The 14,842-nt window shown below is 69.4% G+C and carries 10 protein-coding genes; 6 read left to right on the top strand and 4 right to left on the bottom strand.

What is annotated here, in order from left to right; genetic code table 11:
* The first annotated feature begins 28 nt into the window (after positions 1-28).
* Entirely contained in the window at positions 29-625 is a 597-nt protein-coding gene (locus ACFQUZ_RS25220) for a TetR/AcrR family transcriptional regulator (protein WP_377446419.1), read from the top strand.
* Positions 626-744: 119 nt separating this feature from the next.
* On the opposite strand, the gene ACFQUZ_RS25215 is transcribed toward ACFQUZ_RS25220, so the two are convergent.
* Positions 745-1,560 (bottom strand): hypothetical protein, encoded by an 816-nt coding sequence (locus ACFQUZ_RS25215; protein ID WP_377446417.1) that lies wholly within the window; start codon positions 1,558-1,560, stop codon positions 745-747.
* A 469-nt stretch (positions 1,561-2,029) separates the two neighbouring features.
* Here ACFQUZ_RS25215 and ACFQUZ_RS25210 point away from each other — a divergent pair, with 469 nt between their 5' ends.
* Together ACFQUZ_RS25210 and fxsT are read left to right on the top strand one after the other, a co-directional pair.
* The gene (locus tag ACFQUZ_RS25210) at positions 2,030-3,532 is read left to right on the top strand and encodes a hypothetical protein (RefSeq protein WP_377446416.1); all 1,503 of its coding nucleotides are present in this window, start codon (positions 2,030-2,032) and stop codon (positions 3,530-3,532) included.
* Positions 3,529-7,350 carry an FxSxx-COOH system tetratricopeptide repeat protein gene (gene fxsT, locus ACFQUZ_RS25205; protein ID WP_377446415.1) on the top strand — a complete coding sequence of 1,274 codons (3,822 nt, stop codon included), beginning with the start codon at positions 3,529-3,531 and terminating at the stop codon, positions 7,348-7,350. Before ACFQUZ_RS25210 ends, fxsT begins: the two co-directional genes overlap by 4 nt.
* Before the next feature lie 12 nt (positions 7,351-7,362).
* On the opposite strand, the gene ACFQUZ_RS25200 is transcribed toward fxsT, so the two are convergent.
* Positions 7,363-9,177 carry an HEXXH motif domain-containing protein gene (locus ACFQUZ_RS25200; protein ID WP_377446413.1) on the bottom strand — a complete coding sequence of 605 codons (1,815 nt, stop codon included), beginning with the start codon at positions 9,175-9,177 and terminating at the stop codon, positions 7,363-7,365.
* Positions 9,178-9,200: 23 nt separating this feature from the next.
* A complete protein-coding gene (locus tag ACFQUZ_RS25195) occupies positions 9,201-9,377 on the bottom strand; it encodes a hypothetical protein (protein ID WP_377446411.1) in 177 nt (58 codons plus the stop codon).
* Between the two features lie 137 nt (positions 9,378-9,514).
* Between ACFQUZ_RS25195 and ACFQUZ_RS25190 the strand changes: the two genes are divergently transcribed.
* Together ACFQUZ_RS25190 and ACFQUZ_RS25185 are read left to right on the top strand one after the other, a co-directional pair.
* The gene (locus ACFQUZ_RS25190; protein WP_377446410.1) at positions 9,515-10,588 is read left to right on the top strand and encodes an alpha/beta fold hydrolase; all 1,074 of its coding nucleotides are present in this window, start codon (positions 9,515-9,517) and stop codon (positions 10,586-10,588) included.
* A gap of 179 nt (positions 10,589-10,767) precedes the next feature.
* Complete coding sequence (locus tag ACFQUZ_RS25185; RefSeq protein ID WP_377446408.1) at positions 10,768-11,682, top strand: serine protein kinase RIO; 915 nt, start codon at positions 10,768-10,770, stop codon at positions 11,680-11,682.
* A gap of 128 nt (positions 11,683-11,810) precedes the next feature.
* Here the strand turns inward: ACFQUZ_RS25185 and ACFQUZ_RS25180 are convergent, their stop codons facing one another.
* Positions 11,811-12,491, bottom strand: coding sequence for a hypothetical protein (locus ACFQUZ_RS25180; RefSeq protein WP_377446406.1), 681 nt, complete (start codon positions 12,489-12,491; stop codon positions 11,811-11,813).
* 493 nt (positions 12,492-12,984) lie between these two features.
* On the opposite strand from ACFQUZ_RS25180, the gene ACFQUZ_RS25175 reads away from it, so the two are divergent.
* The coding region (locus ACFQUZ_RS25175; RefSeq protein WP_377446404.1) for a non-reducing end alpha-L-arabinofuranosidase family hydrolase at positions 12,985-14,842 on the top strand (1,858 nt) is incomplete at its 3' end.

Below are 14,842 nucleotides of genomic sequence, written 5' to 3'. Positions count from 1 at the left end.
TTAATGCCGGGGCGATAGATTACACAACATGTCAGAGATAACGGGTGGTCGGCGCCGGCGGCGACGATCGGACGCCGAGCGCAGCGCCGCCGCCGTACTCGACGCCGCCGTCGAGGTGCTCGGGCGGCATCCGGACGCCAAGGTGGAACAGGTCGCCGCCGCGGCTGGCGTCACCCGCCAGACCGTGTACGCCCACTACCCGTCCCGACCGCTGCTGGTAGCCGCCGTCGTCGACCACATCACCGCCGAAGCCGTGGCCGCCCTCGACGCCGCCACCGTTGACAGCGGCACCGTCACCGAGGCGCTGCTGGGCTGGCTGGACGTCACCTGGCGGCTGTTTGACCGCTACCCGCTGCTCCTGCACTCCTCGGTGACCGCGGTTGAACAGGCGGACTCCGACCGCCAGCATGCCGCGGTAAACGAGCGCCTGGAGCGGCTGATCAGGCATGGCCAGGCCACCGGCGAGTTCGACAAAGCCCTCAGCCCGGCCTGGTTGGTCTCCGCGACCGTCGCGCTCGGTCATGCGGCCGGCGGCGAGGTCGCCGCCGGCCGCATGACCACCGCGCAGACGGCGCTGGCGCTACGCCAGAGCATCCTGCGCCTCTACGGCGCCGGCGAGCCCTGATCAGCGTGGACCGAACAGGAACCAACCACCACCCGGATGTGAGGCTGCCCAAGGGAGTCGCCCGTACGCACCTGTCTCCGTTATGGCGATGACTCAATGTCCGATGTTCGACCCGTGTCCTAACCCGTCACGGCATGCAGCGTGTCCACCACCGCGGTGGGAGCGCTCACCCGCCGCGCTTGCCCGAGCGCCTGGCGGGTGGCCGTCACCAGTCGCCCGGACCGCAGCTGATCGCACACCGCCACCAGGTCACCGGCCGCAACACCAGCGGCATCCCAGGCTCCAGCCGCCATCGCGGTCCTCAAGTGCCGAACCAGGTAGATGGCCCGGTCGCGCGGCTGTGTCGCGGGCAGCCGATCGACCGCCTGGCGGGTCAACTCGACCGCCGCCGTGCGGTCACCAACGGCACCGGCAGCCTGTCCTCGGTGCAACGCCAACTCGGCGCCGGTCAGCCACCACGTCCAGACCGGCTCGTCCATCCGTGGATGGTCCAGCAGGACCGCCGCCCGATCCAACTCGGTCAAGCCTTCTCGCGATCCGAGCGAGGCAAGTGCGCGACCCAACCGGAGCCGGTGCATCGCCTCCACCCGACCACCCCGTGCGCCCAGCGCCAGGCCGCGCCCGGCCCGGACCCGGGCCGCCTTGAACCGGCCTTCCTGCTGGTCGAGCATGGCGAGCAGAGACAGCTGCAACTGGACCATCCCATTGTCCCCAGCCGACTGGGACACCAGCAGCGCGTCCGACAGGACACGCCGGGCCAGGCCCGGCCTACCAGCGTCGAACAGTAACCATCCGGTGACCTCCCCCAGCTCGCCGACGACGGCGTGCAGGTCCCGCCGGCACCCCGCCGGGTACCGGCCGGCGGTCAGGGCCTGCCGGGCCCGGCGCCACTCCCGACCTGCCGCGTGTGCCAGTCCGTCGGCGCCGACGGCCATGTCCCGACGGACCAGATCAGCGATAAGGCTATGAATCCGAGTGACGTCCGCCTCCGTGAGGCGCGCGAACCCGGGCCTGGATGCGGATGCGTGTGTTGTCAACGCTCCTCCCAACATCAGGGTCGCGCGCAGCACGCCCCGTGCACCATGGTTGCTGCCGATCTCGCTGGCCGCCGGCAGTGGGACCCGGAACGGGCACGCCATCGCCCCCCTCGGCCGCGTACCGCCGCATACGCATCCGTTGTCGCTGTGACGCCACTGCGGACGTTGGTCGGGTCGCCCTGGATGGACAGCCGAGGGTGCGCTCCTCCCCCGGCGTCAATGGCGATACTGACAGGATCCGTTCAGGTCCGGAGGTGACACGTTCCCGATCGTGCTCGTAGGTCCCGTCGGGGATCGCTAGACGGTAGCCTGTGACGACCGGGGCCCCCGCCCGGCTTGAATCGCCATGCCCTGAACCTGTGAGTGTATGAAGACTGCGCAGACCAGCGGTGACACGGTGCGGCACCGGATTCAGACGGTGCTCGTCAGCGTGCTCGAACGCACCCGCCTGATGCGGGGGCAGGCCAGCCGCCAGCTCCTCGTCGAGCAGCTCCAGGATCGGCTCGGTCCGTTCCCGTTGCGTGAGCATCCCGAGTTGCGGTTGCAGACGGCCGAACTGGTGCGTGCTTGCAGCAGGCTCACCGATGGGCTGCAGATCCTGGTGGAGACGGTCGAGCATCTGGAACCGGGCACGGAGGAGGTCGTCCGGTTGCAGCGGCTGCGGGACGAGTGGGAGGCGGTCGAGGTCCTGGCCGAGGAGGACTGGACCCGGCTGCGTCCGCTCCTGGGGAACCTCGTGCCCACCAACCTCACGGTGCTGTACCAGCGCGCCACCGAGCACCGGTCGCCGGGACCGCCGTCGTGGTGCGTCGACGCCTGGCAGGCGTTCGTCCACCTGGCCGGGCAGAACGCCGGCCCCGACGGCCTGCCGCCCAGCATGGCCTTCCTGGTGTTGCTCGAGGACCAGGTCGACGCGCAGGACGCCCGGTGGATCCGGCTGCGGAACAGTCGGCTGGCCAGCGGGCAGGGGTTGACGGGACAGTTGGAGGATCGGCGGGTATATCTGCACCGCGGTGGTGAACAGCCGATGGACACCACGGCGTATCTGGTCGTCCAGGTCGAGCCGCACCTGGATCCCGGCGGCAGCGACGACACCTACGCGTTGTCGCATTTCCGCCAGTGGTACGGGGCGGACTCCTGGCATTCCCGGCGGGGTGAGCCCCGCCTGGTCCGACTCCACGACCTGGAACGTGAGGTGGAGCGGGTAATCGAGCAGATGGAGATCGACTGGTCGGACCGGACCGGCACCGTGGTGGTCGAGTTCGTCCTGCCGTGGGAGCTGCTCAACGTCGGGGTGGACCACTGGCGCAAGGAGATCGACAGCTCCCGGCCGATCGCTTTGGCAATGGACTATCCCGTGGTGGTCCGCAGCCTGGAACGGTTGCGTACCCGGCGCTGGCACCGTCCCTGGCACCAGCGCTGGCGGCAGCTACTCGCGGCTCCGGCCCACAGTGTCGTCTTCTGGAGCCACCCCAGCGGCAAGGACTACTTCACCCGGCTCGAGTCGGAGCTCAAGGCCGACGATCGAGTGGTGTCACTCGTTCTCAGCGAGCCACCGACGCAGCGTGGGGAAACCGGCCAGCAGGAGATCGAGGCGGCCCTCCGGGCCGGTCTGCCGGTGATCATCTGGCATCGAGGTGACTGTACCAGTGCCGAGTTCCGGGAAGCGGTCACCCGTCTGGTATCCGATGGAGGCCTGGGACAGCTGCCGACGCGTGCTCAAGAATTGCGACATCAGGCGTTACGGCTCGAGCCCGCTTCGCGGGACGGCCACATCGGCCACCACCTGACGATCCTCTGGGACGACCCGGAGCGCAGGCCCGACGCGCTGGGCGCTTCCGCTGGTCGAGGAACAGGGGAGAGTTGGTGACCCGGGATGACGCGGAGGGCACCTGGGAGGGCATCTCTCAGGCGCTGCGGCCGCTGTCCGGTGACCCGCCCACCCCGACGACCAGGTGGGGCGTGACGGTGCTTGTCGATGCTGGCCCGTCGATGGCGGTGTGGCGCGACACCGTCGACCGCGTGGTGGCGGTGTTGCGCGATCACGAGGAGCTCACCGACGTCGAGGTGGTCCCGTTCGACTCCTCCGACACGGAACAGCCCGGCCCGGGCGGCCGGGTCGCGGTCGACGGGCGAATCATGCTGGTGCTGTCCGACGGCGCCGGCCCGGCCTGGCACGCCGGGACGATGCTGGCCCTGCTGCGTGGGTGGGGGCTGCGCGCGCCGGTCGCCGTCGTGCACCTGCTGCCGCAACTGCAGTGGTACCGGACCGGAATCCGGCCCCGGCGGTTGCGGATGTGGCAGACCGCGCCCGGCGGTGCCGCCAACGCCGACCTCGCGTGGGAGGTGCTCAACCCGGTTCCGGACGTTCTCGACGATCCCGAACCCGCGGGTGACGACCCCGTCCCGGTGCCGGTAATCGAACTCGACCCCCGCTGGCTCGCCGCCTGGGTCCGGTTGCTCACCGGCGGCGAGTCGCAGCTGCCCGCGGTGCTGGCCGCCACCCGGGTTCCGGACCCGGTCGTGCCGCCGGTGACGGAGGTGGCCCCGTCCGCGCGGATGCGGGTGCGGGAGTTCACCGCGTGGGCCACGCCGACCGCGGTCACGCTCGCCACGCAGCTCGCCGCCGCCCCGTTGAACCTGGCCGTGATGAGGCGGGTACAGCGGGCCCTGATCCCGGATTCGCAGACGTCACACCTGTCCGAGATCCTCAACAGCGAGCTGCTGCACCCGGTCGCGGCCGCGGCGCCGACGGCCGGAGGCGCCGAGGTCACCTACGAGTTCCACCGGGGAGTCCGCGAGGAACTGCTGGCGGCCGGGCGCCGCGCGGACGCGGTACGGGTGCTGCGGGTGGTCGATGAGCAACTGGGGCCGACGGTGCCGGCGGTCCGTGGACTCAGCCGGATGCTCGACGACCCCGACGCCACGCCGGTGCCCCCGGTGACTCCGGAGACCGCGCCGTTCGTACGGGTCGAACAGGCCGTACTCCATGCCCTGTCCGGCCGCTATCTCGCCCGCGCGCGGCACCTGCACGAGGCGCTCGGTATCGACGCGGAAACGCCGTCGGCTACTACTACGCAGAGCATGCCCGCTGTGACAATGGAGACGGCAGCGGACACCGATGATCGGACGTCAGAAGGAGCGCCAGTGGTGTCGAGCAGGGTGGCGGACGTGGTCGCACCGCAGAGAACACCAGCCGGCGCGCCTGTCATCTGGGGCAGTGTCCCACCGCGTAACCCCAACTTCACCGGCCGCGAGTCGCTGTTGGAGCACCTGCACGAGCAGATGCGGGTGGGCACGACGGCGGTGCTGCCGCACGCGTTGCACGGCATGGGCGGCGTCGGGAAGTCACAGTTGGCGGTCGAATACGTCTACCGTCACCAGGACGAGTACGACGTGATCTGGTGGATCCCGTCGGAACGTCCGGCCCAGATCGGCAACGCGTTGGCCGAGCTCGCCCAGCGCTTACATCTGCCGGTGGGGCTGGAGGCCAACGCTGCCGTCCCGGCCGTGCGGGAGGCACTGCGGCTGGGGCAGCCGTACGCGAACTGGCTCTTGATCTTCGATAACGCGGAGAGCCCGGAGGCGGTGCGGCGATACTTCCCCAACGGCGGACCCGGCCGCATCATGGTGACCTCCCGCAACCCGCAGTGGTCGAACATCGCCCGCCAGCTCGAGGTGGACGTGTTCGCCCGGCAGGAGAGCATCGATCTGCTCCGCCGCCGCGGTCCGGAACTCAGCGACGCCGACGCCGGTCGGCTGGCCGAGGCGCTCGGTGATCTTCCGCTGGCGCTGGACCAGGCGGCGGCCTGGCTCGCCGAGACTGGTATGCCGACCGACGAGTACCTGCGGCTGTTCGAGGAGAAGCGCATCGAGCTGCTCGAAGTGTCGGTGCCGCTGGACTATCAGTTGCCGGTCGCCGCCGCCTGGAACGTGTCCCTCGACCGGCTGGCCGACTCCAGCCCCGGAGCGCTGCGACTGTTGCAGGTGTGCTCGTTCTTCGCCCCCGAACCGATCCCCCGCACTCTGTTCAGCCGCGGCCGCGCCGGCAACGTCCACCTGGAGCTCGACGAGGTGCGGCGCGACCCGATGCGGCTCAACCGCGCCATCCGCGAGATCAACCGGTACGCCCTAGCCAAGATCGACCACCGGACCAACTCGATCCAGATGCACCGGCTGGTCCAGGCGGTCCTGATCGACCGGCTCGACGACGCCGAGCAGACCGCGATGCGGCACAGCGCGCACCTCATGCTCGCCGACGGCGACCCGAACGACCCGAACTCACCTGACGGCTGGCGCACCTACGCCGACCTGTACCCGCACGTCATGACCGCCCAGGCGTACCGGTCCACCGACCCGTGGGTGCAACAGCTGATCGACAACGTCTCCCGTTATCTCTACTGGTGGGGCGACCACCAGGCCGCGTTCGACCTGGCCGAGCAGGCATACGAGGCACGGCGCGACCAGCTGGGCGCCACGGACCCGTCCACTCTGCGGATGGGCCATTGGATGGGCTGGCTGCTGTTTGTCCTCGGCCGGTTCGACGAGGCCGCCCGCCTCAACCAGGAGGTGCTCCACGCCTACCAGCAGATCGTGCAGGAGGACAACGAGGACCTGCTGCGCGCGCTCGGCGCCGTCGCCGCCGACCGCCGGGTGGCCGGGGATTTCGCGGGCGCTCTGGAACTCGCCGAGGAGATCTATCAACGGCACGTGCGAGCCCTCGGCCCGGACGACGTGGAGACCATCACGGCTGCCCACAACCTCGCCGTGAGCCTGCGGCTGTCCGGTGACCTCAACCGGGCCTCCGACATCGACAAGCAGAACCAGCGGCTGCGCATCCAGCTCTACGGCACCGACCATCCGATCACCCTGGAGAGCACCCGCAACCTCATCACCAACCGGCGTGAACTCGGTGACTACGTGGGCGCCCGCGCCGAGGCGCAGGCGGTCGCCGACCAACTGCGCCACCAGCTCAGCCCCGGCCATCCGCAGACTCTGCGGGCGTTGCGGACGCTGGCGGTGGCGCTGCGCAAGGCCGGTGACCACCAAGCGGCCCGCCAAATCTCCGAAGAGGTCCGCGACGGCTTCCTCAACCGCTACGGGGAGAACCACCCGGACACCATCGCCTCCTCCCTGAACCTCTCGAGCGACCTGCGGGAGACCGGCGATCTCGACGGCGCCGCCGAGCTGGGCGAGCAGGTTTACGGCAGCTACCAGCGGCTGCTGCGCAACGACCGGCACCCGCACACCATCGCCGCCCGGCTCAACTGGGCGGTCACCGAGCGGATGCGCGGCCGGGTGGCGCAGGCGCGGCAGATGGACGAGGAGGGCTTCGCCCAGCTGCGGGAACAACTCGGCGACGACCACCCGCTCACCCTGGCCGCGGCGCTCAACCTCGCGAGCGACCTCTACGCCGAGGGCCACTACACGCAGGCGTACGAGCGGGACGTGGACGCGACCGAACGGCTACGGCGGGTGCTGGGCGCGGAGCATCCGACCACTCTGGCCGGTTACGGCAACCTGGCGATGGACCTGCGCAAACTGGGCCGCGAGCAGGAGTCCGCGGAGCTGCACACGGCGACGGTGGCACGGTTCGAGCGAGTTCTCGGCGGTGATCACCCGGCCACGGCGGTCGCGGTGGACCTGGACCGGCGGGCCAACTGCGACATGGACCCGCTGCCGCTGTAGGCGACCGGCCCGTCAACCCGGCCCGACCCAGGCGGCCAACTCCACCGGGTCTGCGTCACCGCCGCGACGGCGCACGGCCCGGTGCACGGCCCGTACCAGCTCGGGTCGGGTCCGCAGCGCATCCGCGGCCGGGCCCGGGCGGACCTGCGCCAGGACCAGCCCGAGCCCGGCCCAGGAGCCCGGCCGGTCGGAATCCGCCGCCAGGTCGCGCAGATAGCCCCGACGAGCGGCCTCCCGATCACCGGCCACCAGGTCCAGGTCCGCGGGGTTCGCACCGGTCACCCGCGTGCCGATCGCCGCCGGATCCTGTCGAAGGCGCGCGAATCCGGCGGCGTCGGTCAGGCGCCAGAGTTCCAGGACCGCGCGCGCGTCCAGTCCCCGGGCGCCCGGGTCGGCGTCCAGGACCGGGGCGATGACAGGCAGGTCTGGCCGGTCGGCGCCGGCCGTCCAGTCCTGCGTGAACGCCGCGACCACCTCGGTGGGCGGGCGCAGATGATGCAGCCGCCAGCGGGCCCGATGGTCGGCGACAGCGTCGTGGGCGGCGGCCAGCGGTTGCGCGGGTACGTGGTCGGCATGCCACCGGTCCGCGGTCGCGGTGAGGCCTGCGACGAGTCGCCGACCGACCTCGGTGAGCTGCGGCAACGTCGCGATCCGGGCGAGTGTCGTGCGCACCTGCCGGCGCCACCGGGCGAACTCGAAATGCGCCAGCGTGCTGGCGTCGCCGGTGGCCAGGTGCCGTACCGCCCGCCAGAACTCGGTGATGCCCGCGAACGCGTACACCCCCTGCAGCAGGCCGCCCAGCGGCCGGGGGTCGTCCCGCCACGGCGCGTACAGCCGCTGGGCGGGTTCGCCGGTGTGCAGCGGAGCCAGGTGCAGGAGGGCGCCGAGCTTGATGTGCTGGAACTCGTGCACCAGCGTCACCGCGAGCTCGGTGGCGTCCCGCGGCTCCGACATGATCAGGCTGCCGAACGCGTCGCCGGCCGACGCGCTCATCGTGCGGAACCGCTCCGCCGGCGGCTGCGGCACCACCGAGAAGAGCCCTCGCGTCATGGGCGATGCCAGCGCCGGGCTGGTCTCGACGAGCAACTGCCACGCCTGGGTGAGCAGATCTCGCCAACGATCGAATTCTGGTTCGCTAAGCGTTCGCGGCGGCGTCGGAGCCCGCAGGTTCCGGAACGGGTCGAGGCAGTCCAGTCGCACCGCGAGGGTGTGCCCGCCAGCCTGGGCACGCACCCTGGGAATGGCCTGCCAGCCGTCGCCACCGACCCGCACCTCGCCCGTCGGCGTACCGACGACACCGTGGCCGGCGGACCCACGCACCTCGGTGCTGTCCCATTCGGCGGCTCCCGGCACGGGGACGGCACCAAGGGTCGGCAGCACCGCGAAACCGTCTCGGACCGGCACGGTGATGCCGAAGTCGAGACCGGCACGTAGGGCTGCCGCGGCGGCGAGAGCGTGCAGGTAGCCGAGATCGACCCAGAGCGGCGCCGCAGACCGGGCGGTGCCGCGCAGACGCCGCAACGTGTAACCGGCCCAGACACCCGCCTGGGGGTGCAGCAGCAGGTCGTCGACCTTTGCCGGGTCGTGTCGTTCCGCCTCGGTGAGCAGGTCCCAGGCGGTCCGGACGGACGGCAGCGGGCCGGTGTCGTGGTCGGGGTCGACGACGTCGAGCAGGGCGCGCAACTGCACGAGGCGCCAGCTCCGCTCGACGGTGAGGAGCTGAGTGACCGTGCCCGCGTCACCGCCGCCGGAGGAGAGGGCGCTGACGTGCTGCTCGTCGAGTCGGTGCTGGCGAGGTGGTCTGTCCACGGCACCGTCAGTGCCCATCCGGGAACCCCGAGCAAATCATGTCAGTCGATGCGTTGTGGATTGTAGCCGCTGGTGATGCTTTCGGGCTCGTCGATGCGGCGTAGCAGCCTGCGCATGGTCGGAGCGAGAATCCGCTCGTCGTACGTCGGTAGCTCGGCAAGTGTCACCTCCGTGAGGTCTACCAGGTCCGACTCGATGTCGTCGATCGATCGGCTCACTACCGGCGTCTCCTCACGTCGTCACGGTCCCTGCAGTCATCATGTCGCACCCGACGACGATTCCGGAAGCGTTACGTGACGTCGACAACCCACTGTGGGCACCCGCGGAATTTGCCCTCCCACGGTAGGTTGTCCCTATGTCCGAGCGCCTCGGAGTCGTGTTCGTACATGGGTTTCTGTCGTCGGCGGCCACCTGGTCACCATTTCTGCGACTGATCGAGACCGACGCCGACCTCGCCTCCGTCGACCCGTACACCTTCGAGTACCCAAGCCCACCCGTCTCGCTGAACCCGCTGCGACGGATCCCCGACATCAATGACATCGCCGACAGTCTCCGCACCTATCTGACACACGCCCGTGGCGACCAGTCCCGACTCGTTCTGGTCACGCACAGCCAAGGCGGTCTGGTGGCGCAGCGGATGCTGGCCCGGACCCTCGCCAATGGAGACGGGCCGGAACTGTCCCGCATCCGCCGGATCGTCCTGTTCGCCTGCCCCAACACCGGCTCCGACCTAGCCCTGCTGCTGCGCCGCAGCGGCCCGTGGCGCCACCCCCAGGAACGCGAACTGCGGCCGCTCAACCAAGCCATCTCCGACGCGCACCGGATCGTCGTCAACCAGATCATCCACGCCACCGCGGTCACGGCCGCCAGCTGCCCGATCCCGATCGTCGCGTACGCCGGCGACCGCGACGGAGTCGTCACACCCGTCTCGGCGAGGAGTGTCTTCCCCGAGGTGGGGGTGCTGCCCGGTGACCACTCCTCGATCATCAAGCCGGACTCGCACGGGCATCGTTCCTACGTGGCCCTGAAACGCCACCTGAGGGAGGCCCTCTCGATGGCCGACGTCCCGGCGCCGAGACCGTCCGACGATCGGCTGTCCCCGACGACCCGACCGCCCCGTACGGCGGCCGACCTGTCCCGCGAACTGGTGGATCGATTGCTCGCCGTCCCGCGGATGACCGAACCGGCCTTCCGTGAACAGGTCTACGAGCTGCTGCCCCCGGTGATCGTGCACCAGCACCGACGCGACACCGCCGCCCGGGTGGAGCTGTTCTCCCTGGTGCGCAGTTTCGAGCACTACCGGCACCTCGCGCCGGGAGACTCGCTCGTCGCCGCCCTGGAAACGCTCCTGCCCGACCATCCGGCGGTCGCCGACGTGCTCGACGCGCTGACGGGCGCGGGACTCTACGACCCGTCCAGGCACCGGTGACGGCGAGCAGACCACGGGCCCACTCCCGAAATACGTTGCGGCGTTTGAATCGTGTGGGCAAGCTGGGTTGATCGAGCGGCGGTGAACGCTGCCTGGACTTAAGGAGGGCTGACGAATGGCCACCACTGTGCTGCGGCATGTCCGCGTCAGTTCCGCCTCACTGTTCAGGAGCACATCCGTTGTCTTCCGAGTACGAACTCTCTGAAACCTCCCCCAACCTCGATTCCCGCGGATCCGGCCTCAGCCGCGAGGAGCCCCGGTCAGATCCGGCCGACATCTTCGACTTCCATCCGGTTGACGAAAGATTGGGCCCGGATCAGCGGTGGTCCACCTGGCTGGACGTCGAGCGCGGCTCTCGCGGCCCGGAACCGCGCCCCTCGTGGGTCGTCACGGAGCAGGCTGCGATCGACACCGAGTTCGGCGTCCTCAAGACCGGTAAGGAAGCCGATGTCTTCCTGCTCGAACGAGCCGTCGAAGCCATCGGCGACAACCCGGCGAAATCCTCGCTGCTGGCCGCGAAACGCTACCGCACCGAGGAACACCGATCCTTCCACCGCAGTACGTCGTACGTCGAAGGCCGCCGTACCCGCAACAGCCGCGACGCCCGGGCGATGGCGAAGAAGACCTCGCACGGCCGCGGTGTCGCGGCCGGTCAGTGGGCGTACGCCGAATGGAACGCCCTCACCCTGTTGTGGAAAGCCGGCGTCCCGGTGCCGTATCCCGTCCAGGTCGACGGCACCGAGCTGCTGATGGAGTTCATCGACGACGGAGAGGGCGGTGCGGCGCCCCGGCTTGCCCAGGTCCGGCCCTCGAAGGAGGTGCTCGGTCGGTACTTCGAGCAACTCCGCGACGGCATGCGTGAACTGGCCCGCGCCGGGCTGGCGCACGGCGACCTGTCGCCGTACAACGTCCTCGCCCAGGCCGACCGGATCGTGATGATCGACCTACCTCAGGTCATCGACATCGTCGGCAACCCGAAGGGCATGGACTTCCTGATGCGCGACTGCCACAACATGGCCACCTGGTTCACCAACCGCGGGCTCGAGATCGACGAACAGGAGCTGTTCACCGACCTGCTCACGATGGTGTTCTGATCGCTGGGCAGCCGGCGGACCGCGCCGCCCGACGCGGGTCGGGGCCGGCTGGGCCGGGCGCGACCCTCGGCCGGGGTGGCAGTACGGTGCCGCCGGACTGCCCGGCGGCACCGTCTCCATGCTGTCGGTCAGGCCGGGAGCTTGGGATTCGCGGCGATGTCGAACCGCTGCTCCACGAACCCCTGGGTCCCACCTCGCGGCGCCAGCAGGATCAGATTGTCCGACACGATCGCGGCCTGGCCGTACGCGTCCCATGGCATCAGGATGTCGTAGTAGACGTCCGGCGGGCAGAACGGCCAGCTCGGGCACTCGGGGCGGTAGCCGAACACGTGGTCCACCGCCCACCACTGGCTGTTGTCCCACCAGTCGCATGTCTCGATGAACAGCATGCCCTGGGTCGGGGAGTTCACCGGTTGGTGGGACAGGCACTGGTTGCTGCCGCTGAGGCGGAAGGTGCGGTAGACGTGGCCGCCCGGACCCGTGTACGCCTCGTCGCTGTGGATCCAGCGATTGGCCTGCGACCAGTTCGCGTAGCTCGGGTCCATGAAGACGATGCCGGCGAACCAGCCGTCGACGCTCGCGTTCGCAGCGCCGCCCTTGCCCTGGATGGCCTTCGCCGTGCCGGACTGGAAGGCCGTCGCCGACGCCGGACCGGCGCCGCGGGACGGCTCCGGCTTCCCCGCGGCCCCGGGGCCGGCCGCGGCCGGGCCGGCCAGGATGCCGGTCAGCAGCGCGGTGGCAAGCACCGCCACCGCCGCCCTGGTGAGCGTCCGTCGCGGTGGGCGACGACGCCTGATGAAGTTGAACATCTCGGTTACTCCGTTCTTGGCGCCGACCCCGTTGGCGCCTGCCCGTCCGGCGTCCGGCCGGTGGGCCTCTCTGGCGTCATGGGGTAGCCGTCGACAAGGTTCGCCGCCGAGCGGGCGACTAGGAGTCCTCAGCGCGCGAAACTGCCGGAAACTGCCGGTGTTCACGGCCCGGGCAACGTCGAGTGTCGGGTCCGGACTCGGCACCTCGTGGTCGAGCCCTTGAACCCCGTTTCCTGCTCGGTAACAGGCCCGAAACTACCGGTTGAAAAACCTGGAACTTTCTGCCAGCCTGAAAGCCATCGATCAATGTGAACGTTAACGAGATCCTTCCACCTCAGGAGGTGCCTCACCGACCGTCAACCCCCCACCCATCCCGCGAGGCCCGCACCCGCAACCACTTCCCGGACCCACCCGTCGTGGCCACCGCCATTCGACGCAGTTCCCCCCACCCCGACAGCGACAGAGATCTCCTGTCCCCCACTGGAGGATCAGCATGATTTCCCGGACCCGTCCCCCCGGACGTAACCGAGAACGAGCAGTCTTGATTTCCGGAAGTTTCGCGATAGTTGCGGCGCTCATTGTGGCGCTGCTACCCAACCTCGCCCAGGCGGCCGAGACGACCCTCGGAGCTGCCGCGGCCCAGTCTGGCCGGTACTTCGGTGCCGCCGTCGCCGCGAACAAGCTCAGCGACAGCGCCTACACCACGATCCTGAACCGGGAGTTCAACAGCGTCACTCCCGAGAACGAGATGAAGATCGACGCGACCGAGCCGCAGCAGAACAACTTCACCTTCGGAAACGCGGACCGGATCGTCAACCACGCCATCTCGCGGGGATGGAAGGTCCGCGGCCACACCTTGGCCTGGCACTCACAGCAGCCGGGCTGGATGCAGGGCATGGAGGGCACCGCCCTGCGCAACGCGATGCTGAACCACGTCACCCGGGTGGCCACCTACTACCGCGGCAAGATCGACTCGTGGGACGTGGTGAACGAGGCGTTCGAGGACGGCAACAGCGGTGCCCGCCGCAACTCCAACCTGCAACGCACCGGCAACGACTGGATCGAGGCGGCGTTCCGTGCCGCCGACACGGCGGACCCGAACGCGAAGCTCTGCTACAACGACTACAACACCGACAACTGGACCTGGGCCAAGACCCAGGCCGTGTACAACATGGTGCGCGACTTCAAGCAGCGCGGCGTGCCGATCGACTGCGTCGGGTTCCAGTCGCACTTCAACGCCAACTCGCCGTACAACAGCAACTACCGCACCACCCTGAGCAGCTTTGCCGCCCTCGGCGTGGACGTGCAGATCACCGAGCTGGACATCGAGGGCTCGGGCACGACGCAGGCGAACACCTACCGCAACGTGGTCAACGACTGCCTCGCCGTGGCTCGCTGCAACGGGATCACCGTCTGGGGAGTACGGGACTGCGACTCGTGGCGCTCCGGCGGCACCCCACTGCTCTTCGAGTGCAACGGCAACAAGAAGCCGGCCTACACGGCCACCCTGGAGGCGCTGAACAGCGCCGGCCCCGGGCCCACACCCACGTCCACCACGCCGGGACCCACCCCCACCGATCCGCCCGGCTCCGCCAGCGAGATCGTCGGCACCCAATCCGGCCGCTGCATCGACGTACCCAACGCCTCCCGCGACAACGGCACCCGGGTACAGCTCTACGACTGCAACAAGCAAACCAACCAGGCCTGGACCTACACCGCCACCAAACAACTACAGGTCTACGGCAACATGTGCCTCGACGCCGCAGGCACCGGCAACGGCACCGCAGTCCAGATCTACAGCTGCCACAGCCAAACCAACCAACAATGGAACATCAACTCCAACGGCACCATCAGCGGCGTCCAATCCGGCCGCTGCCTCGACGTCTGGAGCACCAACAACGGAGCGCAGGTGCAGCTCTACGACTGCCACGGACAACCCAACCAACAATTCCGGCTCGCCCCCCTCGGCGGTCCCACCCAGACGCCGACGTCGACGCCGACAACGACGCCGCCAGGCGGTACGTGCGACCTTCCGTCGTCGTACCGGTGGTCGTCGACGGGCGCGCTGGCGCAGCCGAGGTCGGGCTGGGTGTCGTTGAAAGACTTCACCCACGCGCCGTACAACGGCCAGCAGCTGGTCTACGCGACCACGCACGACACGGGCACGACCTGGGGCTCGATGAACTTCGGTGTCTTCTCGAACTGGAACCAGATGGGGTCGGCGTCGCAGAACCAGATGCCGTTCGCGGCGGTGGCACCGTCGCTGTTCTACTTCGCCCCGCGCAACATCTGGGTGCTCGCCTACCAGTGGGGCGGACCGGCCTTCTCCTACCGGACCTCAACCGACCCGA

The sequence above is a fragment of the Plantactinospora sp. GCM10030261 genome (genome assembly GCF_042666615.1).
Taxonomy (GTDB): domain Bacteria; phylum Actinomycetota; class Actinomycetes; order Mycobacteriales; family Micromonosporaceae; genus KBS50.
Note: the sequence above shows the minus strand (reverse complement) of the source record. Positions and strands in the feature narration are given on the sequence as shown.

Excerpts from the sequence above, each read along its gene's own strand:
- ACFQUZ_RS25220 (WP_377446419.1), top strand. The coding sequence starts at position 29 with ATGTCAGAGATAACGGGTGGTCGGCGCCGGCGGCGACGATCGGACGCC.
- ACFQUZ_RS25215 (WP_377446417.1), bottom strand. The coding sequence starts at position 1,560 with ATGGCCGTCGGCGCCGACGGACTGGCACACGCGGCAGGTCGGGAGTGG.
- ACFQUZ_RS25210 (WP_377446416.1), top strand. The coding sequence starts at position 2,030 with ATGAAGACTGCGCAGACCAGCGGTGACACGGTGCGGCACCGGATTCAG.
- ACFQUZ_RS25200 (WP_377446413.1), bottom strand. The coding sequence starts at position 9,177 with ATGGGCACTGACGGTGCCGTGGACAGACCACCTCGCCAGCACCGACTC.
- ACFQUZ_RS25190 (WP_377446410.1), top strand. The coding sequence starts at position 9,515 with ATGTCCGAGCGCCTCGGAGTCGTGTTCGTACATGGGTTTCTGTCGTCG.
- ACFQUZ_RS25180 (WP_377446406.1), bottom strand. The coding sequence starts at position 12,491 with ATGTTCAACTTCATCAGGCGTCGTCGCCCACCGCGACGGACGCTCACC.